The organism is Actinomyces sp. ZJ308, assembly GCF_011752065.1.
In the GTDB taxonomy this organism is placed as follows: Bacteria; Actinomycetota; Actinomycetes; order Actinomycetales; family Actinomycetaceae; genus Actinomyces.
In genome coordinates this window covers 12,036-38,292 of record NZ_JAAIJY010000020.1, presented here as the reverse complement: position 1 = coordinate 38,292, position 26,257 = coordinate 12,036, and the positions used below count along the sequence as shown (strand labels likewise).

General features: G+C 68.3%; 25 protein-coding genes. 6 read left to right on the top strand and 19 right to left on the bottom strand.

The genetic code is table 11. The features are described 5' to 3' along the window. Positions 1-5: 5 nt before the first annotated feature. From HCR68_RS09425 to HCR68_RS09395, 7 genes are all read right to left on the bottom strand, one after another. Positions 6-1,097: a hypothetical protein gene (locus HCR68_RS09425; RefSeq protein ID WP_243859033.1), complete on the bottom strand. Its 1,092-nt coding sequence runs from the start codon at positions 1,095-1,097 to the stop codon at positions 6-8. A gap of 465 nt (positions 1,098-1,562) precedes the next feature. After that, positions 1,563-3,014, bottom strand: coding sequence for a Pup--protein ligase (gene pafA, locus HCR68_RS09420; RefSeq protein WP_208320563.1), 1,452 nt, complete (start codon positions 3,012-3,014; stop codon positions 1,563-1,565). Between the two features lie 2 nt (positions 3,015-3,016). Next, complete coding sequence (locus tag HCR68_RS09415) at positions 3,017-3,250, bottom strand: ubiquitin-like protein Pup (protein ID WP_167148879.1); 234 nt, start codon at positions 3,248-3,250, stop codon at positions 3,017-3,019. Between the two features lie 57 nt (positions 3,251-3,307). Continuing rightward, a complete protein-coding gene (locus HCR68_RS09410) occupies positions 3,308-4,993 on the bottom strand; it encodes a proteasome accessory factor PafA2 family protein (protein WP_167148877.1) in 1,686 nt (561 codons plus the stop codon). After that, entirely contained in the window at positions 4,990-6,678 is a 1,689-nt protein-coding gene (arc, locus tag HCR68_RS09405; protein WP_167148875.1) for a proteasome ATPase, read from the bottom strand. The genes HCR68_RS09410 and arc overlap by 4 nt, the downstream gene beginning before the upstream one ends. Further along, positions 6,671-7,768 (bottom strand): tRNA (adenine-N1)-methyltransferase, encoded by a 1,098-nt coding sequence (locus HCR68_RS09400; RefSeq protein ID WP_167148873.1) that lies wholly within the window; start codon positions 7,766-7,768, stop codon positions 6,671-6,673. The genes arc and HCR68_RS09400 overlap by 8 nt, the downstream gene beginning before the upstream one ends. 47 nt (positions 7,769-7,815) lie before the next feature. Beyond that, positions 7,816-8,178, bottom strand: a complete 363-nt coding sequence (locus HCR68_RS09395; RefSeq protein WP_208320562.1) for a hypothetical protein — start codon at positions 8,176-8,178, stop codon at positions 7,816-7,818. A gap of 187 nt (positions 8,179-8,365) precedes the next feature. Between HCR68_RS09395 and HCR68_RS09390 the strand changes: the two genes are divergently transcribed. Both HCR68_RS09390 and HCR68_RS09385 read left to right on the top strand, forming a co-directional pair. Continuing rightward, a complete protein-coding gene (locus tag HCR68_RS09390) occupies positions 8,366-8,599 on the top strand; it encodes a hypothetical protein (protein WP_167148871.1) in 234 nt (77 codons plus the stop codon). Between the two features lie 3 nt (positions 8,600-8,602). After that, positions 8,603-8,917, top strand: a complete 315-nt coding sequence (locus HCR68_RS09385; RefSeq protein WP_167148869.1) for a type II toxin-antitoxin system PemK/MazF family toxin — start codon at positions 8,603-8,605, stop codon at positions 8,915-8,917. Here the strand turns inward: HCR68_RS09385 and HCR68_RS09380 are convergent. Both HCR68_RS09380 and HCR68_RS09375 read right to left on the bottom strand, forming a co-directional pair. After that, the gene (locus HCR68_RS09380) at positions 8,887-10,173 is read right to left on the bottom strand and encodes a multidrug effflux MFS transporter (protein WP_208320561.1); all 1,287 of its coding nucleotides are present in this window, start codon (positions 10,171-10,173) and stop codon (positions 8,887-8,889) included. The genes HCR68_RS09385 and HCR68_RS09380 overlap by 31 nt on opposite strands. 60 nt (positions 10,174-10,233) lie before the next feature. Next, on the bottom strand, positions 10,234-11,355 hold the full coding sequence (locus HCR68_RS09375) for a CBS domain-containing protein (RefSeq protein ID WP_167148867.1): 1,122 nt from the start codon (positions 11,353-11,355) through the stop codon (positions 10,234-10,236). A 154-nt stretch (positions 11,356-11,509) separates the two neighbouring features. Here HCR68_RS09375 and HCR68_RS09370 point away from each other — a divergent pair, with 154 nt between their 5' ends. From HCR68_RS09370 to HCR68_RS09355, 4 genes are all read left to right on the top strand, one after another. Beyond that, the gene (locus HCR68_RS09370; RefSeq protein WP_243859032.1) at positions 11,510-12,433 is read left to right on the top strand and encodes a PD-(D/E)XK nuclease family protein; all 924 of its coding nucleotides are present in this window, start codon (positions 11,510-11,512) and stop codon (positions 12,431-12,433) included. 405 nt (positions 12,434-12,838) lie between these two features. After that, positions 12,839-13,924 (top strand): YeeE/YedE family protein, encoded by a 1,086-nt coding sequence (locus tag HCR68_RS09365; RefSeq protein ID WP_167148865.1) that lies wholly within the window; start codon positions 12,839-12,841, stop codon positions 13,922-13,924. A gap of 50 nt (positions 13,925-13,974) precedes the next feature. After that, entirely contained in the window at positions 13,975-14,196 is a 222-nt protein-coding gene (locus tag HCR68_RS09360) for a sulfurtransferase TusA family protein (protein ID WP_108832928.1), read from the top strand. A gap of 23 nt (positions 14,197-14,219) precedes the next feature. Further along, positions 14,220-15,212, top strand: coding sequence for an aldo/keto reductase (locus HCR68_RS09355; protein ID WP_167148863.1), 993 nt, complete (start codon positions 14,220-14,222; stop codon positions 15,210-15,212). Positions 15,213-15,240: 28 nt separating this feature from the next. On the opposite strand, the gene HCR68_RS09350 is transcribed toward HCR68_RS09355, so the two are convergent. The 10 genes from HCR68_RS09350 to HCR68_RS09305 all read right to left on the bottom strand — a co-directional run bounded on the left by HCR68_RS09350 (position 15,241) and on the right by HCR68_RS09305 (position 26,248). Further along, on the bottom strand, positions 15,241-15,999 hold the full coding sequence (locus HCR68_RS09350; protein ID WP_167148861.1) for an ATP-binding cassette domain-containing protein: 759 nt from the start codon (positions 15,997-15,999) through the stop codon (positions 15,241-15,243). Next, the gene (locus HCR68_RS09345) at positions 15,996-16,979 is read right to left on the bottom strand and encodes an iron chelate uptake ABC transporter family permease subunit (protein ID WP_167148859.1); all 984 of its coding nucleotides are present in this window, start codon (positions 16,977-16,979) and stop codon (positions 15,996-15,998) included. Before HCR68_RS09345 ends, HCR68_RS09350 begins: the two co-directional genes overlap by 4 nt. Further along, a complete protein-coding gene (locus HCR68_RS09340) occupies positions 16,972-17,919 on the bottom strand; it encodes an iron chelate uptake ABC transporter family permease subunit (RefSeq protein ID WP_243859031.1) in 948 nt (315 codons plus the stop codon). The genes HCR68_RS09345 and HCR68_RS09340 overlap by 8 nt, the downstream gene beginning before the upstream one ends. A gap of 71 nt (positions 17,920-17,990) precedes the next feature. Beyond that, positions 17,991-19,085, bottom strand: coding sequence for a siderophore ABC transporter substrate-binding protein (locus HCR68_RS09335; protein ID WP_167148855.1), 1,095 nt, complete (start codon positions 19,083-19,085; stop codon positions 17,991-17,993). A 231-nt stretch (positions 19,086-19,316) separates the two neighbouring features. Further along, the gene (locus HCR68_RS09330) at positions 19,317-19,634 is read right to left on the bottom strand and encodes a DNA primase (protein ID WP_167148854.1); all 318 of its coding nucleotides are present in this window, start codon (positions 19,632-19,634) and stop codon (positions 19,317-19,319) included. 72 nt (positions 19,635-19,706) lie between these two features. Beyond that, positions 19,707-20,807, bottom strand: coding sequence for an FAD-dependent oxidoreductase (locus tag HCR68_RS09325; protein WP_167148852.1), 1,101 nt, complete (start codon positions 20,805-20,807; stop codon positions 19,707-19,709). Positions 20,808-20,855: 48 nt separating this feature from the next. Then, a complete protein-coding gene (locus HCR68_RS09320) occupies positions 20,856-22,907 on the bottom strand; it encodes a M3 family metallopeptidase (RefSeq protein WP_167148850.1) in 2,052 nt (683 codons plus the stop codon). 61 nt (positions 22,908-22,968) lie between these two features. Continuing rightward, a complete protein-coding gene (locus tag HCR68_RS09315; protein WP_167148849.1) occupies positions 22,969-23,535 on the bottom strand; it encodes a TetR/AcrR family transcriptional regulator in 567 nt (188 codons plus the stop codon). Continuing rightward, on the bottom strand, positions 23,532-25,052 hold the full coding sequence (locus HCR68_RS09310) for an MFS transporter (RefSeq protein WP_167148847.1): 1,521 nt from the start codon (positions 25,050-25,052) through the stop codon (positions 23,532-23,534). Before HCR68_RS09310 ends, HCR68_RS09315 begins: the two co-directional genes overlap by 4 nt. 50 nt (positions 25,053-25,102) lie before the next feature. Beyond that, positions 25,103-26,248, bottom strand: a complete 1,146-nt coding sequence (locus tag HCR68_RS09305) for a bifunctional GNAT family N-acetyltransferase/nucleoside triphosphate pyrophosphohydrolase family protein (protein WP_167148845.1) — start codon at positions 26,246-26,248, stop codon at positions 25,103-25,105. Between the last annotated feature and the right edge of the window lie 9 nt (positions 26,249-26,257).

The window sequence follows — 26,257 nt, the reverse complement described above, 5'->3', positions numbered from 1 at the left end:
TGATCCTAGGTGGTGGGGCGGGGAGACGAGGAGGCCTGCGGCGGGGCGGTCTGGCTGCCACCCGACTGTCCAGCGGATGCCCCGGAGGCCTTGCCCGGGTCCCTGGCGAGGACGTCGATGACCACGACAACAGGCTCGGTGCCCTGTGCCTGCTCCGCAGGGAGAGAGAGCACCACGCGTGAGCCCACCGTGATGTCGACCAGGTTCTGGGAGACACCCACCAGCGCGTTGCTCATGTCGAGCTGCTTGGGCGGGATCTGGAAGCCGAAGGTCGATTCCTCGAGGGGCTGGCCCGTCGCCCAACTGACCATCGTGGTACGGGCGATGAGCTTGTCCTGGGGACTGATCTGGGGGCCGGTGCCCTTGATGAGAACCGCGGTGGAGGCCTGGGTGGGGGCTGGGAGGCCTGCGGTGCTGACCGTGATGGAACCATCCGATCCTTCGCTGACGGTGGGGCTGCCCGTGGCGGGTTCCCTTGCCTCTCCGGTCGCCGTGGTGGGGAGAAGGTCGACAACAGTGATCTTCGTTGTTCTGGAGCCGTCCTCCTCGTCGGCGGGCTCGCGAAGAACGACCCGGGCTCCCTCGCGCTGGCCCGAGACCGCTGCGTTGATGTAATCGCCCACCTCAGGGCCCAGCATCCCCTGCCACAGCTTGTAGCCGTCATCGTTGCCAGTCGTGTTGCGTCCGTCAATGCCGGAGAACTGGGAGACCTGCAGGATCACCGGCGATCCTTCTGAGACCGCACGTCCCTGGCCGGTCTCGACGACGTCGGTCAGCACGTCACTGGGAGCGGACAGAGAGGCCCCGTTGGTCAGAGCGATGGAGGGGGCCGCGCCCGAACCGAGTCGTCCGTTGATCGTCAGCAGCTGGCTCAAGGGGGCGTTCCCGTCCAGCACAGTCGACTGGGCCACGGTGCTGGCCCCCGAGCCGTTCCTGCCGGAGATGAACTTATTGACGGCCAGCGGCACCAGGATCATCGCGAGGATGACGATACCGATGAGGGCGACGGCCAGGGGCCCCCGGGGCATCCGCCCCAGCGGGCCACCCGGTGTGCGCCGCGGTTGCATCGTCTCCGCATCATCTGCTTCAGCGAGCATGCCCTTACCCGGATGCTCGGGCTCGCCACTGTGATCGGCTCGAAGGTCTCTGGGATAAGCACCATGGTGGGCACCACCGTAATCACGACTGTGATCATGACTGTGATCATCACCACTCGGCCTTGTGGACGCCGGGCCCTCATCGACAGGCCGCCAGGAACGAGAGGCTTCCTGTGAGGGGAGGGTGGACGGCCACCGAGCCTCCGGTCCATCCCCAGACGACGCCGTTGTGCCGGTGGGTCGAGCCCCGGAGGAACGCGTCTCCTCCGCTGGAGGTTGGGAGAGCGCCGGCAGGTTCTCGGTCTGTGCGTCCTGATGAGCCTGCTGGGCCATCTCCTGAGCACGTTCGAGCTCACGGCGCTGGCGCCGGGTCAGGGGTGCGCCTGCTCCGGGGTCCGGGGTGGAGGTAGTGCTCATGTTGCGTCTTCCGTCAGTCGCCTCGCCAGTGCCGTGAACGTCTACCGCTCACACCCCGGCGGGGAGGTCGGTCACCGAGTGCTCCATGCTCTCCAGGAGTGCGTCGATGCGCTCATCTGCAGCGCAGAAGGGATCACTCAGGGTAACAGTCGGACAGGCACCGTCGTCGAGCCGAACACCCACCCAGTCGACCGTCAGGTCCCGGCGAAGGTCCTCGGCCCTGGCGACGACTGCGCCGCGCAGGTGCGCACGTGTGGTGGCGGGCGGGGTGCTCATCGCGCGTCGGCAGCTCTCGTCATCGATGAAACGACGCAGCATGCCTGCGCTCTCCAGACGCTGACGCAGCCCCTGATCGGGAGAGACATCGTGGTAGGCCAGGGCCAACCGGGTAACCCGCGGGTCCGTGAGCCCGGTATCGTGCCGCTGGCAGAAGCGAGTCACCAGCTGGTACTTGGCCGCCCAGTCCAGCTCCGTGGCCACGCGCTCGGGCTGCTGGAGGCGGACGGCCTCGAGCCCCCGTTCCCACAGGTCCAGGGCGGCGGCGTGCAGGCCGTCGACCTCGACCTCTCCTGCGATATGGTCGCGCAGCCGCTCGAGGTGCTCGGTCTGCATCTCCAGCGCCGTCATGGTCCGGCCATCGGCACGTTCCAGGAGCGCACCTCCGCTCAGGTCGCGGCAGGTGTCACGGATGGCCCGCATCGGATCGGCCAGGGCCAGGTCACTCAGGTCTCCCCCGCTCTCCAGGTAGTCCAGGAGCAGGTCCATGGCCGCCACCTTGAGCAGAGTGGATCCCTGGGCGATGTTGGAGTCCCCGACGATGACGTGCATGCGTCGGTAGCGCTCGGCGTCGGCGTGCGGTTCGTCACGGGTGTTGATCAGTGGTCTGGCACGGGTCGTGGCCGAGGAGACCGCGTCCCACATCTGGTCCGCCCGCTGGGAGAAGACGTAACCCGAATGCCAGGGACCGGCGGGTTGCGCCGTTGGACGAGCCTCGTCGTTTCCCGCGATGTGACCGGCACCGACGAGGATCTGGCGGGTCACCAGGTGGGGTACGAGGGTGCGCGCATCGTTCCAGAAGTCGCCGCGACGGCGCACGAGGTAGTTCTCGTGGCATCCGAAGCCGTTGCCCTCGGCGTCGCGGTTGTTCTTCAGCAGGTGGATCCGCCCGGGAACGCCGGCGGCGGTCAAACGGGTGTTGGCCTGCTGGGCCAGGTCCGCCATGACCAGCTCGCCGGCACGGTCCTGGGCGAGCAGGTCCTCGAGGCGGTCGCACTCGGCGGTGGCGAACTCCGGGTGGGAACCCACATCCAGGTAGAGGCGGGCTCCGCCGCGAGTGAAGACGTTCGAGGAGCGCGAGCGCTGGACCACCGGGTCGAAGAGCTCGCGAGCGGCGTGGTCGGCATCCAGGGGTGGTGGACCGTCCCCGGTGGGGGCGCAGGTGATGCCGTACTCGGTCTCCACCCCGATGATGCGCCGCGCCGGGGGCCGTGAGCCGCTCATGCTCACTGGCCGCCCTTCTGGACGAAGCCCTGGACGAAGGCCGCCGCATTGGTCTCGATGACCGAGTCGATCTCATCGAGAATGCTGTCGACGTCACCGACCTGGGTGGTCGACGTCGTCTGTGCCGACGCCGTCGGCGTTCCGACGCCGATCTGCTCCTCAGCGTCCTCGACGGCGGACTCGACGCCGGTGCGACGAACCTGTCCATGAGACTGATTGGCGTACTGCGGCGTCATGTGGTGCTCCTTCACTCGTCCTCTCGAGCAGCGCGTCGCTGGTGGGCGCTGTGGGGGTCAGTCTCTCTCAGGTGCTGCCCGACAACCAATTTCCTCCAGGATGGTCACCGTCTCATCCGGATCCACGGCGACGTCGTCGGGCAGACGCAGGCGCAGCAGCTCGGGGGTACCTGGGACATCGAGAACGAGGCAGGTCCAGGAGGCGCTCACGATCTGGGGGTAACGCCTGATGGCGGTTCCGCGAATGGCGGCGCGCGTGCCCTCAGGAGGGGTGACGGCGGCTCGCTGGACCTCGGCCTCGGAGACCAGTCGGTGGATCCGACCGGCGGCGTCTAGCTTGTCGACCACGGAGCGTCCCGGGCGAAGATCGGCCCACTGGATGTCGAGTGCGGCCAGACGAGGATCGTCCCAGCCGGTTCCCGACCGTCGGCGCAGTCCCTCGCAGAGCTCGTACTTGGCGACCCACTCCACCAGCTGGGCGGCCGGTCCCGTTCCGTCGCGGCTCCACTGCTCCAGGGCGTCGAGGCTCTGGCGCCACAGGTCCAGGGCGCGCTGAGCCTCGGGGTCGCCGCTGCGAGTCACGGCAGGAGTGACGGCGTTGAGACAGGTGCGTTGGATCTCCAGGGCGGTCATCGCCCCACCCCGCGTGGTCAGCTCGTAGGTGAGGGTGGGGTCGTGGGAGACGGCCCAGTGCTCCTCGACGGGGTCCGCGGTGATCGCCATGCGGCCGAGTTCCATCAGGGCGTCCTTGAGCTCGTCGGTTTCCTCGGCGTGCGCCTGCTCCAGGAACCACAGGAGCAGGTCCGTGGTGGCCACCTTGAGGTAGATGGGGACGTCGAAGCGGTTGGCGTCGCCGTTGATGACGTGCATGCGGCGCCAGCGCGCGCCGTCGGCGTGCGGCTCGTCGCGGGTGTTGATGATGGGACGGTTGAAAGTGGTCTGCAGGCCGATCTCGGACTCGACGTAGTCGGCGCGCTGACTGATCTGGAATCCGGGCCGCTCGCTGCGCTGTCCGATCCCGACCCGACCGGCGCCGACGAGGACGGGGCGGGTGACCAGGAACGGGGTCAGGATCGACGCCAGCTCCTCCAGGGGTAGGTCGCGCCGCACGAGGTAGTTCTCGTGGGAGCCGTAGGCCGCCCCCTTGCCGTCCACGTTGTTCTTGTACAGGACGATCTCCTCCGGAGCGCCGGCGGAGCCGCTACCGTCGCTCAGAGCCGTCATGGCGCGCCGGGCAACCACCTCCCCGGCCCGGTCCCAGACGAGGGCGTCACGGGGGGTGAGGACCTCCGGCGAGGAGTACTCGGGGTGGGCGTGATCCACGTAGAGCCTGGCCCCGTTGACGAGAACCGCCGTCGTCGCGTGGGGAAGCGCCGTCTCGGCGGCGCTGGGGCGGGCGCGTGAGCCCCATGGGGCCGGCGGAGGCTCTGCCGTTGCCGCCGCTGTGTCCGCGGCCGGTGAGGCGTCACCCGACGGCGCCGGGCGAGCAGGATCGTCGGTGAGCTGGCTGGGGTGGGCAGCGGCTCGCTGGAGCCTGCCGCCGCGCAGGTCGGCCAGGGGGTCCTCCCCCTCGTAGTCCCATCGCACGGCGGGCACGTCGGCGGCCGTGCAGTAGGCCTCCACCACCTGGCTGGAGAGGACCACGGGATTGGCGTAGAGGTCGCCCGGGCGCAGGACCCCGAACTCGGTCTCCAGGCCGACGGGACGCGTCACCGGACCCGGTTGAAAGCCGACGGCACTCACAGGCTCTCCTTCCCCAGTCTGCGAACGCTGCGGATCTGCGAGGCGCGGGCGCCGATGAGCCGGGCCCAGCCCTCGGGGGTGGTGGCGCCGGTGATCTCCTCGTTCTGTCGGGCCTCGATCTCAACGGCCGAGCGGAGCCTGTCCGCACTCAGGCCCCCTTGTCCCCCGGCGAGCTCGTCCTTGATGGAGGCGGTCTTGGCCCGGGAGATGATGGCGGCCAGCATGGCGCCGCTGGCCAGGTCGGCCAGGTGGAGGGTACGGGTGGTGACACCGGCTGCACGTGCCTCGGTGATCTCCAGGACGGCGGTGGCCTCGTTTCGGGCGTAGAGGGTCTCGACGACGACGTGGCGCAGGAAGGCGGCTGTGGCCTCGTGGTCTCCCCCGTGGGCCGCGAGCTCCGCCGGCGCCAGAGGAAGGTCGGCTCTCAGGTGCCGGGCGAGGATCTCCTCCGCCCCGGTCTCATCGGGCCGGTTGATGCGGATCTTCACGTCGAGGCGCCCGGGGCGCAGGATGGCGGGGTCGATCATGTCCTCACGGTTGGAGGCCCCGATGATGACGACGTTGCGCAACGACTCCACCCCATCGATCTCTGCCAGGACCTGGGGCACGATCATGGTCTCGACGTCGGAGGACACACCGGTGCCGCGGGTGCGGAAGAGCGCCTCCATCTCATCGAAGAAGATGACCACCGGACGGTCCTCGGCAGCGGCCTTACGGGCTTGGTCGAAGATGGCCCGGATCTGCCGCTCTGTCTCGCCGACGAACTTGCTCAGCAGCTCGGGGCCCTTGATGTTGAGGAAGGCGGCCGGGCGGCCCTTCGAGCCGGGTGCGTCTCCGGAACCCGCCAGCGAGGTGGCAACGGCCTTGGCGATGAGGGTCTTGCCGCAGCCGGGCGGGCCGTAGAGCAGCAGCCCCTTGGGGGCGCGCAGCCCGTAGGCCTGGAAGAGTTCCGGGTGGGTGAAGGGCAGCTCGAGGGCGTCGCGGATCTGTTCGATCTGCGGTCCCAGTCCACCGATATCCGCCCAGGAGACGTCGGGGGCCTCGGCGACGACGAGCTGTTCAACACTGGTGCGCTCGATGAGGGCCGTGGCGATATCGGCGCGCAGGTCCGCGGCCAGGGTGTCGCCGGGCTTGAGTCCCTCGCCGGTCCCCGCGATACGGCGCAGAGCGGAGGACAGGGTCAGGATCCGTGTACCTCCTGCACCGGTGGTCACCAGGACGCGGGCGTCATCGAGGGTCTCCTCGAGGGTGACGGCCTCACCGGTCTGTGGCTCGGGGAGGGTGGTGACGACGAGCATCTGGTCGTTGACGGCCACGAGCCGGCCGACCTGGAGGTCGGCGTCGTCGACGGCCGGGTGGACGTGCAGGAGCATCTGGCGGCCGGACAGGCTCACGGCCACCTCGCGCTCCTGTCCGGCGCCCCCGACGTTTCCCTCATCCCTCGTGCTGGGAAGGGCGGTGAGCAGTCCCAGGGTGACCGGGGGCCGGGTGACGGCGTCGAGCTGCTGGCCGAGCTCTGTGATGCGCTCGCGGGCGGTGCCCAGGGCGGCGACGAGGCGCTCGTTCTTGGAGGCCAGGCTGACGGCCTGGGCCCGGGCCTCGCGCAGCTGGTGACTGGTGAAGTCCCTGGCGGGCATGCCCAGCGACTGAGTCCTGTCCGCACCGGTTGCAGAGGCCTCAGGCATGATCTCCATCCCCGGTGGGCTCGGCGGTCCCGTTCTGGACGGGAGTAGCATCAGTGGGCTGTTTTGCCCGGCAGTCGCGCAGGACGCGACGCACCTTCTTGTCGGTGCTGGTGCGCTCCTTGACGTCGTCGGGCAGCCAGTAGCCGCCCTCGTCATAGGCGCCGCGGGCGGGCGGGCGCTTGCGGGTCAGGGGCCGGGAGCCGGAGGCCAGGCGTCTGGCGGTCAGGAGGAAGCCGGTGTGCGCCACCATGCGGTGGTCGGGGCGCACGGCCAGGCCGTCGACGTTCCAGGTGCGCACCATGGACTCCCAGGACTCGGGCTCGGTGAACAGCCCACTGTGGCGCAGGGCCTCCACGGTGCGCGAGAGCTGGGTGACGGTGGCGACGTAGGCCAGGAAGAGCCCACCCGGCGCCAGCGCGGTGGAGGCGGCCTCAACATTCTCCCAGGGGGCGAGCATGTCCAGGACCACCCGGTCGATGCTGCCCGCCTCCACCCGGGCGGCGACGACGTCGGCGAAGTCGCCGGTGCACAGCTCCCAGGCGGGGTGGTGGCGGCCGAACCAGGCGTCCACGTTGGAGGCGGCGATCTGGGCGAAGTCCTCACGACGCTCGATGGACAGCAGGTGGCCGCTCTCCCCGATGGCGGAGAGCAGGTTCATGGTCAGCGCGCCCGAGCCGACCCCGGCCTCCAGGACTCGGGCGCCGGGGAAGATGTCACCCATGGCGATGACCTGGCCGGAGTCCTTGGGATAGACCACCTGCGCGCCGCGGGGCATGGACAGCACGTAGTCGGCCAGAAGCGGGCGCAGCAGGAGCAGCTCGTGGCCGGTGTCCGTCTCGATGACGCTGCCCTCGTCCAGGCCGACGACGTCCCGGTGGTAGAAGGAGCCCCGCACGGACTGGAAGTAACCGTGGGGGTCGAGCAGGAAGGTGTTCTTGCGGCCCTTGGTGTCCGTGACCTGGATGCGCTCTCCGTAGCGGAAGGGTCCACGCCGGCCGGCCTGCCCCAGGATGTCCTGGGGGTCCGGACGCCGGGAGGGCGATGGCGCTGCGGGGGCATCGGGCTCTGAGGCGGGCTCGTACTGGCTCATCACCGAGCAGTGTAGTCAGGGCCCACCACCCGGCACTCGCGCGGCTCCTATGGTCGGGACTCGACCGGCCGGCGAGCGACGACGATGAGCTGGAGGGGCAGCATCTCCCGCATCGCCGGGTCTGTGAAACGGAAGCCGCCCTTGCAGGGCTCCATCAGGTCGGGCCAACGGCGCCAGGCGGACACGCGGGTCTCAGCCACCTCTTCCAGGACGAGGCCGGCTCTCAGTAGGGCGGCGAGGATCTCCCCCACCGCGTGGTTCCACTGGTGATTGCGGGTGTGGGCGATCGGCGCGGAGCCCTCGGGTGCCTCCACGTAGGAGCCTTCGTTCTCCCAGGTCATGGGCTCGTCCTGCTGGAAGTAGGGCTCGTGGAGGGTGAGCCCGTGGGAGGTGTCATCCCCCACGGCCATGAAGGCGGGATGGTCGTCACGCAGGACAAGACGCCCGTCGGGGCGCAGCGGCGCGGTTGTCGGCGAAATAGGCGCGATGCGCGACGTCGGGCTCCGTCTCCATCATGACGTCAGGGTAACGGGTCACCGGTCGGCACTGGATTCTTCATGCATCCCATAACGGGATGCACTTCGGTATCATGTCGGTATGTCTGTGCAGATCGCCGTTCGGCTCCCCGATGACATGGTCTCCTTTCTCGACGAGGCCGTCGCTCATGGACTCGCTCCGAGCCGCACCGCGCTTGTGACGCAGGCGCTTGAAAGGGAGATGCGCCGGCAGGCGGCGCTCAGAGACACGGAGATATTGGAGCAGCAGGGGGCTTCCGATGAGCTTGACGATCTTGTCGCATGGTCGGCCCGCTCCTTCACGATGGACGAGTGAGACGTGAGAGAGATCTGCTTGGCCCGGCTGGATAAGACGCGCCCCGTCGTCGTCCTGACTCGTCAGGCTGCCCGCGCGAGCATGACCAAGGTGACGGTGGCCCCCATCACCTCGACGATCAAGGGCCTGTCGAGCGAGGTGCTGGTGGGAACTGTCAACGGATTGGATCATCCCAGAGCCATCTCGCTCGATAACGTGCTCACGGTCCCATCACGACTCCTCGGCCGCAGCATCGGTTTTCTCACTGAGACCCAGGAGCACGAGCTGGCTCGCGCCGTCGTCCTTGCCTATGACCTGGAGCTCTCCCTTTTAGTCTGATGTGACGACTTGTGCGACGCCTGAGGGATATGGCGCCCGCCAGATGCATGCCCCACGAGCAGGTAGGCGCACCAGGCCCCACTGACTCCGATGATCATGACGACGACCATGGGCACGGCGCTGCTCCCACCGCCGGAACTCGCCAGCGGGGCGGAGGTGGCGTTGGCCAGTGCCTGTGCCAGTCTGAGGAGGGCGCTGGCCGCTCCGGCCACGTGCGGCACCTGTCCCAGGGCCGTGGCGCTGGAGTTGCCGAAGACGAAGCCCTGCGCGGACATGACCAGAACGAAGCCGGCGCACAGGGGAATGAGAGCCACCTGCAGGGCCAAGACGCTGATCGCAACGATTGTGACCCCGGTGGCCGAGATCATCAGCCCCAGGCCGATCAGTCGGCGGGGCTGCACGCGTCCCACAATGCGCGCGTTGGTGATGGATACCGCCATGAGACAAGCGGAGGTGGAGGCGAAGAAGAGGGAGAAAGCCATGGAGCTCAGGCCCTTGATCTCCTGCAGGACGAAGGATGAGGAGGAGATGTAGGCGAACATGGCGAAGCTGGAGCAGGAGGACGTGAGCATGTAGCCCACATAGCGGCGGTGGGTGAGCAGCTCACGCACCCCGTGAGCGAAGCGTCTGACTCCCCCGGGTTGGCGTCGCGAGGCCGGGAGCGTCTCAGGGACGAAGATGAACGCCATCGCGGTCATGAACAGGCCGAATCCCACAAGGCACCAGAACACGGTGCGCCAGGTGCCGACGGCGAGTACCGCGCCACCGATGACGGGCGCCACCATGGGGGCGACGGCACTGACGGCCATGAGGATGGACATCATGCTGGCGAGCCGATCGCCTCTGGCGATGTCGACCAGGACCGCTCTTCCCACCACGGCCGCGGCTCCGCCGCCGAGTCCCTGGAGGAAACGCCCCAGGAGAAGCACGCCGATACCGGGGGAAACAGCGCAGACAACGGCTCCCGCCGTGCACAGCAGGCCGCCGGTGATCATGGAGAGGCGGCGACCGCGCTGGTCGGATACCGGTCCAGCGACGACCTGTCCCAGTCCCATGCCGATGAAGAAGACCGTCAGAGTCAGGCCCACCGCCGTTGAACTCGTGGACAGAGCGGCCGTTACCTGTGGGAAGGCGGGGCTGTACATATCCGTGGCGAAGGGAGGCACGGCGTTCTGGGTGGCCAGGGCGATGACGAGTCCGCCAGTGACGGCCACGGTCGTGGATCGAGCCGACTCGTCTCGCTTGGAGTTATTCACGATCCCATCGTATCCGGCCACGGACGGTTCTCCCCGGGAGGCTCTAGGACGCTCAGGGGCTCAGCGCGCACCGGTGGGGACGGCTCCTCTCAGAGAGCCCGAGTCCACGAGCACCAACCAGCGCGAGACCTCTCTGGCCCGTTTCATGGCGTCGGCGGCCGCCTGGCCGGTCAGCTCGGTGGTCACCGCCGCTGCCGGTAGCACCGTACAGACCTGCCCTGCGGTCACACCGGCCACGGATGCCGAGTCTGCCGCGTCCTCCAGCCCGAGCTCCTTGAGAGAGGTCTCGTCGATCGTGCCTACGAGCTCAGCCCCGTCAACCACCAGGACGAGGGCCGTACCGTCAACGAACGCCTCGCGTGCCTGGGACAGGGGCGTATCGGGTCCGACGACGTGCACGGGCCGGGCCAGCTCCCGCAGGTCAAGCTTCGAGGCGGCCCGGGCGCCTCCGCCGAGCTCGAGCACCTGCCAGCTGGAGGCCACGATCGACCAGCCCACCATGACGACGAGAATGAGGTTGAAGGCGTCGGGCTGACGCCCCTCGAGCAGAAGCGGACGCAGGATCCACCACCACACGACGCCGCCGACCACGATGAGCCCGCCCCAGCCGGCCACCTTGAGGCCGAGCCGGCGGTTACCGGTCACCTGGACAACGAGTGCAGCCAGGGCGTAGCCGCCGTCGAGCGGGAGCCCCGGCAGGGCGTTGAAGACGGCCAGGGCCAGATTGACCAGGGTCACGGCCCACACGGTGAAGGCGACAGGAACCGACAGGCGCGCTGAGTCCTGCACCTGCGTCCCGATCAACCAGATGAGCAGGTTCGTCGTCGGACCGGACAGGGAGGTGACCAGGTCCTTCCACGCGGTCCACTCTCGTGCCGGTCCGAAGGAGGTCCGCCCTCCCCACAGGTAGAGCTCGTAGCGGGTGGGGCGCCGCCCCATGAGGGTCCCGGCCAGGCCGTGCGCCAGCTCGTGCAGGAGAACCGAGGCGGCCACTCCTAGAACCGTGGCGACCACAACAACCAGTACGGTCGTGGTCCCGAAGGCCCCCAGGGCCGAGGAGACCAGCGGGTACCAGCTGCCGGCGATGAGCAGGCCGAGCAGGAGGGACGTCGGTGAGATGACGACAGGAGCACCACCGATGCGGGCGATCACCCACTCGCCGGTCGATGTGGAGGCAGACATGGGCGCGAGCCTAACGCCGTCGGAGGCGGCATGCCGCATCTGCTCGATCTGCTCGGAGGCCACAGCCGGCTCATGTACCGATAGGAGTGCACGCTGTGGACGGAGGGCCCTGGCCTCCGACACGCTGTCACCTCCTCGCGGTAGCGTCGGCCTCATGCCCCAAGAGCCTCACGCCGTCACCGCCTCCCCCGCCCGGGCCGACGTCAGGCCCACCGGCCCCGGTGCTGCCTCAGGGCGCGGTTCCGGCGGTGGACGTCGAGCCGCCCTGTCCCCGTCCCGGGCCAAGGACTTCATGCAGTGCCCGCTCATGTTCCGCCTGCGTACGGTCGATCGTCTTCCCGAACCCGGTTCCCTGGCCACGCACAAGGGGACAGTCGTTCACGGCGTGCTGGAGCGGCTCTACGACCTGCCGGCATCCGAGCGCCGTCCCGAGGCGGCTCTTGACCTGCTGCCCGGTCAGTGGGAGTCACACCGGGAGAAGAGCCCGGAGGTCATGGGGCTGTTCTCGGACTCCGCCCAGGTGGAGACCTGGCTGGAGGAGGCACGCGGACTCATCCGTACATACTTCACCCTGGAGAACCCGCAGCGTCTGGAGCCGGCTGAGCGTGAGCTCTTCGTTCAGACCGAGACCGGTGACGGACTGCTCCTGCGGGGCTTCGTCGACCGGCTGGACGTGGCGCCCGACGGCGCCATGCGCGTGGTCGACTACAAGACCGGTCGCAGCCCGGGCACGCGCTTCATGGACGAGGCGCTGTTCCAGATGCGCTTCTACGCCCTGGTTCTGTGGCGTCTACGCGGGCGGGCGCCGGCTCGGCTTCAGCTGGTCTACCTCAAGGACGGGCGCGTTCTGACCCACGATCCGCGCCTGACCGAGCTGGAGCGAACCGAGACCCGCCTGGCCCACCTGTGGGACGAGGTCGAGGACTGCGCCCGCACCGGGGCCTTCCGCCCCCGCCGCTCCCGGCTGTGCGACTGGTGCGCCTTCCAGGCCCAGTGCCCGATCTTCGGTGGCACCACGCCGCAGATGCCCGACGACGGGGTCATCCGCCTCCTGAGCGCCCGCCGCGCTGCCGCCTGATCTCAGTCGATCTCAGTCGCCCGGTCTCAGCCCTCGACCCACAATTGCTACGGGGCTCACCCTCGGTTACATTCCCTGGCGGTTGACATCCGTCGCCAACCACACCGCACCGGAGAAGCACATGAACGTCATCCAGGCTCGCACCGCCCGCACCGCCCTGCGCGGGGCCGGCATGTGTATGCGCTGCCTGGTTCGGGCGTTCTGAGGCGGTCTCAGACAGATCGTCCTCTCCGGCTCCCAGCGCCTTCGAGACGGCGCCCGGTCAGCCACGTCCAGCCAGGCACCCACATCACTCCCCACCGGATGACGTGGCCTCCCTCCGTATCTTCTTCTACCTGTGCTGCGTCACCGGTCCCCACGCAGGCTGCTTGCGCCTGAAAGCGGCAGCCGGACAAGGACCACATCGTGCCAACACCCGCCATTCTCACCGGGCTCGCCGTCGGGGCCGTCCTCGGCTTCATCCTTCAACGGGGCCGTTTCTGCATCACCGGGGCCTTCCGCGACCTATGGGTCTCCCGCTCCTGGCGCTGGTTCACGGCCTTCCTGCTGGCCATCGCCGTTCAGGCGGTCGGAGTCACCGTCCTCACCGGCGCCGGTTCCATCGCCCCAGAGATACCCAGGCTGTCCGTGGTCGCCACGGTCGCCGGATCATTCCTCTTCGGAGTGGGCATCGTCCTGGCCGGGGGCTGCGCGACCGGCACCTACTACCGCGCCGGCGAGGGGCTGGTCGGTTCCTGGTTCGCGCTCGTGGCTTACGCCACCACTGCGGCCGCCTCCAAGACAGGGATCCTGTCCGGGGTGACCACATGGGTCAAAGGACTGTGGGTCACCAACCTCACCACCATCCCCGCCACCATCGGTGTGCCTGACTGGATCGGAGTCGTCATCCTGGCCGGGGTCACCGGCCTCGTGGTGCACCGCTTCATCGCACTGGGGCGCAGCCGCGCCGCCCAGGTCCAGCTGCCCGCGCAGCGCACGGGCCTGGCTCATCTGCTGCTGGAGAAGCAGTGGAACCCGCTGGTCACGGGGCTCCTTGTGGGGATCGTCGCCATCGTCGCCTGGCCCACGTCCTGGGCCTCGGGGCGCCCGGACGGGCTCGGGATCACGACTCCGTCGTCGAACCTGGTGAACCTCATCGTCACCGGTGACACCAAGCGACTCGACTGGGGCGTTCTCCTGGTCCTGGGAATCCTCATCGGCTCCTACATCGCCGCCAAGGCCTCCGGCGAGTTCCGCGTGCGCGTTCCCAGCGCCCAGGTCATCCAGCGCTCCATCATCGGCGGCATCCTCATGGGTGTCGGCGCCGCCTGGGCCGGGGGCTGCTCGATCGGCAACGCCCTGGTGCAGACCTCGCTCCTGTCCTGGCAGGGCTGGACCGCCCTCGTCTTCCAGGTTCTGGGAGTCGGGGCCGCAGCCTGGTTCCTTCTCATCCGCCCCCGGCAGCGTCGTCGCGCCGAGCGCGCCGCTTCCCGCGTTCCCGTCACCGTCTGAGACCTCACCGGCACCGCACCGCCACCGCGCTTCAACCTAAGGAGATACTCATGCGCACTGTTCTGGAGACCACCGGTCAGGTCTGCCCCTTCCCCGTCATCGAGGCCGAGGAGGCCATGGAGGACCTCGATGTCGGTGACGAGCTCGTCATCGGCTTCGACTGCACCCAGGGGACCCAGACGCTTCCCGCCTGGGCCGCCGACAACGGCTACACCGTCACCGAGTTCGAGCGCACCGGCGACGCGGCCTGGACCATCACCGTACGCAAGTAGACCGAGCCGCTACGGTTAGGCCTATGGAGCACAGGAGACTCGGCCGAACCGGCCTGCGCGTGTCCTCCGTGGGCCTGGGGACGATGACCTGGGGACGGGACACCGATGAGCTGGAGGCCAAGGAGCAGCTCGACATCTTCCTCGATGCCGGGGGCACCCTCGTGGACACCGCCGCCTCCTACGGAGAGGGCGTCAGTGAGGAGGTCATCGGGGCGCTCCTGCGCGAGCACGTGGACCGTCAGGACCTCGTCCTGGTCTCCAAGGCCGGGGTGCGCACCTGGCGCACCGGGGAACGGTCCTCTGTGGCCGACGCCTCCCGCGGTTCCCTGCTGGACACGCTCGACACCAGCCTGTCCCGCCTGGGCACCGACCATCTCGACCTGCTGCTGGTTCAGGTGCCCGACCCCACGACCTCTCTGGAGGAGACGGCCCACGCACTGAGCCTGGCCGTCTCCTCCGGGCGCACCCGCTACGTGGGCATCGCCAACCACCCGGCCTGGGCCTCGGTACGCATGCACGACCTGCTCAGCGGCCTCGTCGGTGAGGGCGGGATGGGGCCGGGACTGGCGGCCGTCGAGGTGGAGCACTCTCTGCTCTCCCGGGGAATCGAGCGCGAGCTCATGCCCGCCTCCCAGGCCCTGGGCTTCGGAGTGCTGGGGTACGCGCCCCTGGGTCGGGGGGTTCTCACGGGTAAGTACCGGGCGACAATTCCGCCGGACTCAAGGGCTGCCTCACCCCACCTGCGCTCCTACGTGTCCCCCTACCTGGGTGACCCGCACCGGGGTGTCGTCGAGGCCGTGGCCACCGCGGCCTCGGGCCTGGACCGCAAACCGGCAGAGGTCGCGCTGGCCTGGGCCCGCGACGCAGTCGGGATCGCCGCCACCATCGTGGGGGCGCGCACACCGGCTCAGCTCCAGGGCGTGCTCTCAGCCGACGACCTGGAGCTTCCGGTCCAGATCCGCCACGCCCTGGACGAGGTCACCTCGGTGCAGCTCGGCTACCCCGAGCGATTCTGATCCGCTCGGGGTAGCCGACACCGCGGATTCAGCCCCACACGAGGGCGACGCGCTTTCCATCGACCTCGTGGACGGGCACGTCCATGCCGAAGACCTCGCTGAGGCACTCCCTGGTCATCGTCTCCTGCGGGGTCCCCTGAAGGATGACTCTGCCATCACGCATGGCGACGATCCGGTCCGACCACGCGGCGGCCATATTGATGTCGTGCATGACGATGACCACTGTGCGCTCGAGCTCGTGGGCGGCGGCGCGCAGGCGACGCATCATGGCGACCGAGTGGACCATGTCCAGGTTGTTGAGGGGCTCGTCCAGGAGCATGTAGGGAGTCTCCTGAGCGAGCACCATGGCGACGAAGGCGCGCTGTCGCTGTCCGCCGGACATCTCGTCGAGATAGCGGTCGGCCAGGTCGGTGAGGTCCATCCACTCCAGGGCCTGCTCGACGACGGTCTCGTCGTGCTCGGTGGGGCGTCCCCGGTTGTGCGGGTAGCGACCGAAGCCCACCAGGTCACGCACGGTCAGCCGCACTGCGAGGTGGTTGTCCTGCTTGAGGACGGACAGGACGGTGGCGAGCTGACGTCCCGGAGCCGTGGCGACGTCCAGGCCACCGATCTCCACCGTGCCGGCGTCGGATCCCAGAAGGCGAGCCATGACGGACAGGAGCGTGGACTTGCCGGCCCCGTTGGCGCCGACCAGCCCGATGACGCCCCCGGCGGGCAGGTCGAGGTCGACGTCGGACAGGACCTGGCGCTGCCCGTACGACTTTGCGAGGCCACGGACTCGGATCATGAACGCCTCCTGGAGCTGATGATCAGGACGATGAGGGTGAGCCCGCCAAGGAACTCGATGATGACGGACAGGACGTTGTCGGCGTCCAGGACATGGGCCAGCACCGTCTGGCCCACCACGAGCACGAGCATGGCCATCAGCGCCGACATGGGCACGGTGATGACATGGCGGTTGGTGCCGGAGGCCCGATAGGCCAGGTGGGCCACGAGCAGTCCCAGGAACATGATGGGCCCGACCAGGGCCGTGGACACGGACACCAGAACGGCCACCATGACTATGAGGCGCCGGCAGACGCGTCGGTGATCGACTCCCAGCGCGGTAGCGATGTCGGGACCGAGGGCCACGACGTCGAGTACCCGCAGATCCCGGATCGCCAGGAGCGAGACCACCGCGGTCAGAACCAGCGAGAGCACCAGCAGGTCCGGGTTGACCGAGCCGAAGGAGGCGAAGAGCCGGTCCTGGAGGATGAGGAAGTCGTTGGGAGCCAGGAGCCGCTGGATGAAGGTGGTCCCCGAGCGCAGGAAGGTCCCCAGCACGATGCCCAGCAGCACCAGCGTGGTCACCGACCGTCTGGCGCCGAGCACGGCCCCCATGAGGGCCACGGACACGCCGATCATCACCAGGAGCGTCAGGCCGAAGGCCACCAGGTCAGGCAGAGCGGAGAATCCCGCGGCACCCAGCACGACGAGCAGCACCGTCTGCAGCAGGGCGTAGAGCGCGTCCAGGCCGAGCACGGAGGGTGTGAGAATCCGGTTGCCGGTGACTGTCTGGAACATGACGGTCGAGACGCCGCTGGCCCAGCCCACGCACACGAGCGCTCCCAAGGAGGGCAACCGGTAGGGCAGGACCAGGAGCGGATCGAAGGCGTCAATGACCAGGAAGGTCGCGCCGGCCAGCAGGACCAGGCCCAGCACGGCCGTCAGGCGGAGGGCGGCCTGCCGGTTCTCGCGGCGGCGACGCCCGGAGAGCACATCAGCCACGTTCCACTCCTCGCAGGATCAGCACGGCGAAGACGCCGGCGCCGACGACTCCCATGATGACGGACAGGGGAACTTCGTAGGGGTAGCGGACCACGCGTCCGACGACGTCGCATCCCACAGTCAGAACGGCACCGCCCACAGCGATGACCGGAAGACTTCGACGCAGGTTGTCCCCCATGAGCCTGGAGACGATGTTGGGCACCACGAGTCCCAGGAAGGGCAGGCTTCCGACCACGACGACGCTGACCGCCGTCATGACGGCTGCGGCCATGATCGTCAGGTTGATGGTGCGGTGGTAGCTCAGGCCGAGCCCGGTGGCGGTCTCGGCCCCCAGGCTGGCCACGGTGAGACGGTCTGCGGCGAGGTAGAGCAGCAGAACCATGAGGGCCACCAGCCAGAGCAGCTCATAGCGACCGGCAAGCACCCGGGAGAGGTCACCGGCGGTCCAGGCCCCCAGTGACTGCAGCAGGTCGTAGCGCCAGGCCACGAAGGTGGTCCCCGCTCCGACGACCCCTCCGAGCATGAGCCCGATGAGGGGCACGGTGACGTCATCAGAGGTGCGCTGATGAGGCAGCAGGCGCAGCAGCCACAGGAAGACGGCCGAGCCCGCGACCGCGCACAGGGAGGCCACCACCATCTTGCCCAGGACGCTGGTTCCCGGCGCGAGGAGAGCCACGAGCAGCAGTCCGACGACGGCGAACTGGGTCGTACCGGCCGTCGTCGGGGAGACGAAGCGGTTGCGAACGCTCATCTGCATGACGGCGCCCGCCACGGCGATGCCCGAGCCGGAGAGGATGGCCGCCAGGGTTCGCGGCACCCTGGAGACCATGAAGAGGCGCATGGACCGCCCCTGCGAACCGGAACGGACCAGATCGACCGGATCGAAGTCCGCCACTCCGATGCACACCGAAACGAGCCCCAGGACAAGCAGAAGCAGCACACCGCCGATCAGGAGAGGCAGCGCTGCCTGCCGTCGCCTCTGAGCAGAGGCGACGGCAGGGCTCTTCAGACTCATGCGGACAGGTCGCCCTTGATCTCCTGGGCCATGCGCGGACTGGCTGCGAAGCCGGCGCCCAGCAGGTACCAGTCGGGGCCGTTGAGGTAGTGGACCTTGTTGTTCTTCCAGGCGTTGGTGGCGGTGACCAGCTCGTTGTTGAGGATCTCCTTGGCTGAGGAACCCTCCTGCCCGATCGTGGCGTCGCGGTCCAGGACGAAGAGGACATCGGGGTTGGCCTGCCCGATGAACTCGAAGGAGACGGCCTCGCCGTGGGTCGCCTCGTCGATGTTCTCAACGGCCGGGACGACGCCGAACTCGTCGAAGAGGACGTCGAAGCGAGAGCCCTTGCCGAATGCGCTCACCTTGCCGCCGGTGGTCATGAGGCACAGGCCCTTGCCCGCGTTCTTGGCCAGTGCGGCGACCTCGGCGGCGGCATCGGTGAACTCCTTGACCTTGGCCTCGGCCTCAGTCTTCTTACCGAAGATCGCGCCCAGGATCGTGGAGTGGCTGGTGAGAACCTCGGTCATCGATGCGGAGGGCTCGTTCTTCCGGTCCTTCCCACCGCCGTCACCCTGTCCGCCCTGCTCCGGCGTGGTTGCGGTCGAGGCGCCCGCGCTCTGGGGCTTGACGCTCATATCGATCGTGGTGAACCTCTTCGACAGGTTCTCGTATGACTTGGCGGTACGACCGGCGACAATGACCAGGTCAGGCCCGACCTCCGCGATCGCCTCCTCCTTGGGCTCCTTGAGACCACCCATGTCCTTGTACTTCTCATCCTGGAACTGGGAGAGGGACTCGGGCAGGCTGCCGCCGTCCTTCGGGACTCCGACGACGATATCGGCCAGTCCCAGGGCTGCCATGGAGTCCAGGACACCGTAGTCCAGGACGACGACACGCTTGGGCGCCGCCTTGATCGAGGCCTCGCCCTGCGCGTGCTTGACGGTGACGGGGTAGGAGGCCGCCTCTCCGCTCGATCCTGCGGAGGCGGCAGCTCCGGCGCCTGAGGCGGACGAGCTGGACGACCGAGAACCGCAGGCGGCCAGAGCGAGCAGGCCCGCCGTTGCGATGGTCGAGGTCAGCAGCCGGCGACGGGAGAGAGACACGGGCATAGGGATTCCTATCTTCGCGAGTGATGGCCGGACACAGCACATCCGACCACCGTTAATGAGGGAAGGCTTACCTAGGAAGTGTCACCGTATCATATAGACCTACCGGCCACCTAACCTCAGCTCTCACCTGACATAACGTCCTGCATAAGCCCCTGATTCTCAGCAAAAAAGTGGGGCTCGCACACCTGGTGCGAGCCCCACTGCTGGGCGATTACGGACCGAGGAAATTAGTCATTCCTCATCGTCGTAGTCCTCGTCGTCACCCTCCTCGTCGTAGTCGTCATCCTCATCGTCGTCATACTCGCCGTCGTCGTCATAGTCATCATCGTCATCCTCATCATCATCGCCGTCGGAGTCGAAGGCCTCGAAGGGAAGCTCAATGCCGTAGGCGGTGAACAGCGAGTCGTCGTAGGTGAAGAAGGCGTCCTGAAGTGCGTTCTCGGCCGCGACCACGGCCGGGGAGAGCTCATCGCCGGTCGCGGCAGCATCCAGGTGCGCCTCGAAGGCGGCGATGAGTCGGTTGAGCGCGGACCGCGGGTCGTTCGTCATGTAGGACACACTACCGGCTCTCCCCCGCCCGGCGCACAAGCGGGTCGCGACACGGACTCGCGTCGTAGCCGATCAGGCCTCCTGCTCGACCCCCAGCTCCTGGCGAATGAAGCCCAGGAAGAGGTCCTCCCCCTTGATTCTGCTGGTCTCCTCGGGGCCGACGACGACGCGCACGCCATCGCGCAGGATCTGGGAGGCGCCGCCCTCAGGGCCCAGGGGCAGGATGATCCGTTCGGTTCCGGGCGTGTAGGTCGCGGCGGGCTCCCGACCCGCGATGACGTCGGCGATGTTGTCGGCGACGACTCGGGCGTGGGCCCGGGCGGCGTCGGCACGCTTGGACTCGCGCACGTCCGTGATGTCGCCGATGGCCCAGACGCCGGGGTGGTCCACCACTCGCAGGTACTCGTCAACACGGATGGTCCCGTCGTAGTGGCGTACCTCGTCGTAGTCCTCACTGAGGAATCCGGTGGCGGCCGCCGAGCCGTAGGCCCGGAACCACATGTCGGCCTCCAGGGGGCGTCCGCCCTGGGTCGTGACCCGGAAGGGCGAGAGCACGCCGACGTCGACCGGAGGCAGGAAGCTGAGGGAGTCACCGGTGATGATCTCCACCCCGCGCTGCGCGAGCTGATCGGAGATGGCCTCGCGGATCTCCGGCTTGTAGTCCCCGGCGGGCAGGATCCTGTCGGCGGCCTCCAGCATGGTCACCTTGATACCGGGGAAGGCCGAGGTGATCTCTCCGGCCAGCTCGATACCGACGGCGCCGGCCCCCACGATGAGCACTCGCGAGGACTGCTCGAGGTTGGCGTGGACCCGCTCGATACGAGCCTTGGCGATGACGGAGGAGGACTCCATGTGCTTGGCCGGGAAGGGGTAGGCGGTCCCGGTGGCCAGCACCAGGTAGTCGGCCCCGATCGGCCCGTGCCCGGAGACCTCGACGGTGGTGCCGCGAACGGCCAGAGCCGTTCCGTGAACGACGCGTCCGTTGGTCAGGAGCCGGTCGTAGGGCAGGAAGATCTTCTCCGCCCAGTCCCGGTCGACCGCCGCCCGCAGCGCTGCGGCGTGGCTGACGAAGGTGTCCTTCTGCTCCACGAGGGTGACCTCGGCGACGTCGTCGAGGGCCTTGGCGACGGTGATGCCGCCGTATCCACCGCCGACGATGGTGACGCGAGCCATATTGTGTTCCTTCCGGTGATGAGAGGGTGAAAACGCTGACCGCGCTCGTCAGGTGAGTCCGCGGCGCTTGAGAAGGGGCAGGATGCTGGGTTCGCGCCCGGTGAAGGCGCGGTAGGAGTCCAGGGGGTCCCGGGAGTCGCCGCGGGCGAGGAACTCGCGGCGGAAGGTCTCCCCTGACCTACGGTTCAGGCCGAGGTCGCCGTCGATCGCGCCGTCAGTGGTGAACCACGTGATGGCGTCGGCATCCATGACCTCGCTCCAGATGTAGGCGTAGTAGGCGGCGCTGTAGCCGCCGGCGAAAATGTGGGAGAAGTAGGTGGTGCGGTAGCGCGGGGGAACGAGCGCGTCGTTGACGCCGGCCTCGGCCAGAGCCCGGTGCTCGAACTGCTCGACCTCGTTGACATCGCCTGGGACCTGTCCGGGGGCGAGGGTGTGCCAGGCCTGGTCGAGCAGGGCGGCCCCCAGGTACTCCGTGGTGGCGTAGCCCTGACCGAAGGTGCCCTGGCCGCGCAGCCGCTCGGCCAGCTCAGCCGGCAGAGGCTCCCCGGTGTCCACGTGGCGGGCGTAGCCGGCGAGCACCTCGGGGTGAAGAGCCCACTTCTCGTTGAGCTGGCTGGGGAACTCGACGACGTCCCGAGGCACGGCCGTACCGAAGGCCGAGGGGTAACGGGCCTCGGATAACAGGGCGTGCAGAGCGTGCCCGAACTCGTGGAAGCAGGTGATGACCTCGTCCCAGGTCAGCAGGGCAGGGCCGGAGGTGGGCTGCTCGATGTTGCAGCAGTTGATGACGACCGGCCTGCGCCCGGTCAGCCTCGAGCCGGTCACGAGGCTGTCCATCCAGGCGCCTCCGGACTTGCCGGCTCGGGCGTAGTAGTCGCCGACGAAGAGTCCCAGAACCGGGGCGTCCGGTTCTGCCCCGTCACGCACCTCCCAGACCCGCACACCGGGCGCGTACATGTGCTCGGCCAGGTCCTCGCGCTCATGGAAGGTGATGCCGTAAAGACGATTGGCGGCGTAGAAGACCCCCTTGGTGATGACGCTCCACAGCTCCAGGTAAGGGGCCAGGACCTCGTCGTCGACGCCGAAGCGATCCTTGCGCTCAGCGGCCTCGTAGAGAGGCCAGTCGGCGGGGCCGAAGGCCTCGCCCGCCCGGGTCTGGGGATCATGGTCCATGCGGGCGGCGTAGACCTGGGCGTCGCGGCGGGCGTTGGCCATGGCGGGCGGTGTGAGGCGGGCCAGCATCTCGGAGACGGCCTCGGTGGTTCTGGCGGCCGACTCCGCGGCCACAAGAGCGGCGTGGTGCGGGTATCCGAGCAGAGCGGCTCGCTCGGCGCGCAGTGCCGCGAGCTGAAGGACGATGCTTCGGGTGTCACCGGCGCTGTCCCGCCCACCGAGTCCCCTGCTCATGGACCTCTCCAGGAGGGCGAGTCTGGCGCCGTGCGGTCGGGTGGTGGCCAGGGTGGGTGGGACCGTGACGTTCGTGACTTTGGCGGCGTGCATCGCCTCTGTGGCCAGGACGGAGAAACGCATCTTGAGCGCGTTGACGCGGGCGTTGATCTCCTTGAGGGCGGCGGCATCCGACTCCTCCAAGCCGACGCCGTTGCGTTCGAACTCCTCGACGGTCAGACGGATGAGACGAGCGGTCTCGGCGTCGATGACGGCATCGTCGGCGTCGCAGGCGTCCTGGCCATCGGGCGCGGCGGCGACGAGATCGTCAAGGACCTTGAAGCGCCGATAGAGGCGCGAGTCGAGATGGTAGGCGTCGGAGTGCGCCGCCAGTTCAGGAGCGAGCGCCTCCTCGAGCGCATCGAGGTCCGGGCACTCCGTGGCGGAGGTCAGGGCGTCCAGAACCGTCAGAGCCCGTTCCAGCAGCTCACCGGATCGTTCCAGGGCATCAACGGTGTTGGCGATCGTGGGCTCTGCCTCATTGGTGGCGATCGCCTCCCACTCCTGACGCTCGGCAGCCATCCCGGCCCGAATGGCCGGTTCGATGTCGGCATGGTCCACGGCCGTGAAACCGGGAAGCTCCAGGTCGAGCGGCCAGGGCCTGGCGAAGACGTTCGACTCCGGGAGGTCGGTGCCATCGGTGGTCTCGCTCATGGGCCCATCGTGCCATGAGCCCGCGGCTTCTCAAGCACAACAAGCAGACATTTTTGGGTCATTAGTCCTTGTCAACAGCCTCAGCGAGTGCCTGGTCAGGATTGTTTCCTGCTGCCAGGGAGACGATGAGGTCGGCGATGGCGGGCTCGTCGGGGTTACGGCTTCGACTGTCGACAGCGCGGTTGGCCCACCAGCCGTCCACGGCCAGCAGGGCCACGCGCTGCATGGAGGTGAGGTCTGAGACCTCCCCGACCCACTCGCGGCGCAGCGCGTCCCAGGCCTCCTTGAGTTTCTCCGCCTCGGGCGTGGCCGAGAGCATGAAGCTGACCTCGCCGGGGAGGATCTCGCCGTCGACGACGGAACGTACCAGGGCCTCGACCCGCTCGGCACTGCTCGCCTCCTCCAGCGGTTTGCCCAGCGCTTCCAGGGCCTCGTTCCGCCATCGCTCGAAAAAGGCGTCCGCGATCCCCTCCAGGAGCTCGGTCTTGGTGCGGAAGTGGTAGATGACTCCGCCGCGGGTCAGTCCGACGTGCTCGGCCAGCGCCTCGAAGGTGAGCGTGTCGAAGCCGTCACGGTGGGCGAGCTCGAGCGCCCCGGTGATGATGCGGTCCCGTTTGGAGCTTCTCATGAGGCCTCCTCCATCACCTCGCTCGTGGCCGGGACATGCCGCGCGGCCATGACTCCCGCTGCCAGCAGGATAACGGCAGCGATGACGGCCGTGGCCTGCATGGCGTGGGTGAAGGCGGTCTGAGCCTGTGCCAGCAGCTGAGCCTGCCCGGGATCGGTCCGGTCAATGACACCGGACAGGGTGGCCAGGGACTGCTCGGCGGCGTCGACCACCCGACCTGGAATACCTGAAGGAGCCTGCCCGAGCAGGAGCCGGTAACCGACGTCCTGGGTGGTACCGAGCACCGCGATCCCCAGGGCTACACCGAGCTCGAGTCCGGTCTCGGAGATGGCGGAGGCCGCTCCGGCCCGGTCCGCCGGCACGGATCCCAGGACCGCCCCGGTGGAGACCGTGAAGGCCAGACCGATCCCGGCACCGATGACGAGCAGCCCCAGGCAGATCACGACGATCCCGCCGTAGGACTCCCCCACGGCGACGACGATCAAGCCTGCCGCGGCCACCATGAGTCCGCCCCCGAGGGCTCGACCGTTGCCGAGGCGGCGCACGACCGCGGCCACGACCGCGACGACGGCGATGGAGGCCAGCGAGGTGGGCAGCTCGGTCAACCCTGCCTGAAGGGTGGAGTAGCCCCGGACGAGCTGGAGGTACTGGGAGAAGAAGTACAGCAGACCGGCCAGCGAGAAGATCGCCAGGACGGTGGCGAGGATCGCCCAGGTGAAGGCGGGGCGCTTGAAGAGCTCGACGTCGATGAGCGGCGTAGCCAGGGTGCGCTGACGCCTGACGAACAGCCATCCGGTGACAAGCCCCGCGAGCAGGGCTGCTACGGCAGTAACCGTCAAGCCACCGTGTGCGAAGGACTTGACTGCGTAGACGATGGGGACGATGGCCAGCACCGACAGCATCGCGGAGAGCAGGTCGACCGGGCCTCCCTGATCATTCTTCGACTCGGGCAGGAGCCACAGTCCGGTAATGATGACGGCGGCCATGACGGGGACGTTGATGAGGAAGACGCTGCCCCACCAGAAGTGCTCGAGCAGCGCGCCGCCGACCAACGGCCCCAGGGCGGTGCCGCCGGAGCTGCCGGCCGACCAGATCGCGATGGCGGTGGTGCGGTGACGGGCGTCGGGGAAGATATTGCGGATGAGCGAGAGCGTGGAGGGCATGATCGTGGCGCCACCAACGCCCAGCAGGGCGCGGGCGGCGATGAGGGCTCCCGCGCTCGGTGCGAAGGCCGCCATGACGCTGGCCGCGCCGAAGCCGAGGGTGCCGATGAGCAGGAGGCGTCGCCGACCGATGCGGTCGGCGACATTGCCCATGGTCACCAACAGACCCGCCAGGGTGAAGGAGTAAATGTCGCCGATCCACAGCAGCTGGGTGGCCGTGGGGCCCAGGTCTGCACTCAGCGAGGGGATCGCCAGAGCCAGCACCGTGGAGTCGATGGCCAGCAGGGTCACAGCGAGCGTCAGGACGGCCAGAGCCGCACATGCGCGAAGTCCAGGAGTACGAGTCACGACCATAACTTTACTATACGTACAGTGAAGTTAGGGTTGTGACGGTTCACTCTCTCTTAGCGCAGGCGTCGGTGGCGCAGCACCTCGGCCACATCGGGCGCGAAGTAGCCCGGGCCTTTAAGGACCTTGCCGTCCGCGCGGTAGACCGGCTTTCCGTCGGCTCCCAGCTTGGACATGTTGGAGCGCTGCACCTCGGCGAGCACGGCCGCCAGGTCGATCCCGGTCTCCAGGGCCATGCCGTAGATGACGTAGACGAGGTCCGCCAGGGCGTCAGCGGCCTCGACGGCGTCACGTGCGCCGTCGTCGGCGGCCACGGCGCTGCGGTAGCCCAGCTCGATCTCTGAGCGCGCCGCCTGCCCGTAGACGGCGCCGACGAGCTCGGCGAACTCCTCGGCGATGAGGCTCATGCGCATGCTCAGGCTCTCGCGCTCGAGGCTGGCTCCGTCGGTCTGGACGGGCAGTCCGTAGACGTGGTGGAAGCGGCGCACAAGAGCCTCGGGATCATCCCCCTCGCGTTCTCCGACGCCGTCGTGCGCCACGAGGGGAAGGACGCCGTTCGTACCGGCAGGGCCGTCCCAGGGCGCCTGAGGCTCACGAGGGTCACCGGGGAGCAGGGTGGCGATCCATCCGTCATGGAGCCGACCGTTATTGGGGAGCAGACGACGCACCCGTCCTTCCCTCTGGAAGCCGAGGGACCAGGCGACCTTCCAGGAGGCCCAGTTGGGCACCGGGCCGTCGCTTGAGTCGTGGATCTCGCAGCGCCACCACAGTGCAGACAGGCTCAAAGGGCCGTCCGGGTCGAAGGCCGTTTCGATGAGGGCGGCGACGGCGCGGGTCATGGTGCCCCGCCCTCTCGCGGCACCGGTGAGCCAGCATCCGATCTCTCCGGTCCGAGCATCTTCCGGGCCGTTCAGGGTGACGCTCAGCATTCCCACAAGGTTCAAGGTGCTGTCATCACCGGCTTGACGCACCGCCCAGGTGAGCTCACGCCCCTCGTTCCAGCCGCCGGCGACGACCTGCTCGACGAAGAACTGCGCGTCACTGCGCTGGTAACCGCGAGGAGCGAGGGTCCACTCCTGGATGTCGGCCTCCTGGCAGATCTCCGTCATGCGGTCGACGTCCTCCCCGGTGGGCACCGACAGGACGAGAGCGGGCAGACCGGCATCTGTATCTGCGGGAACGGTCATCGCAAAGGGATCCATGGGAGGCGA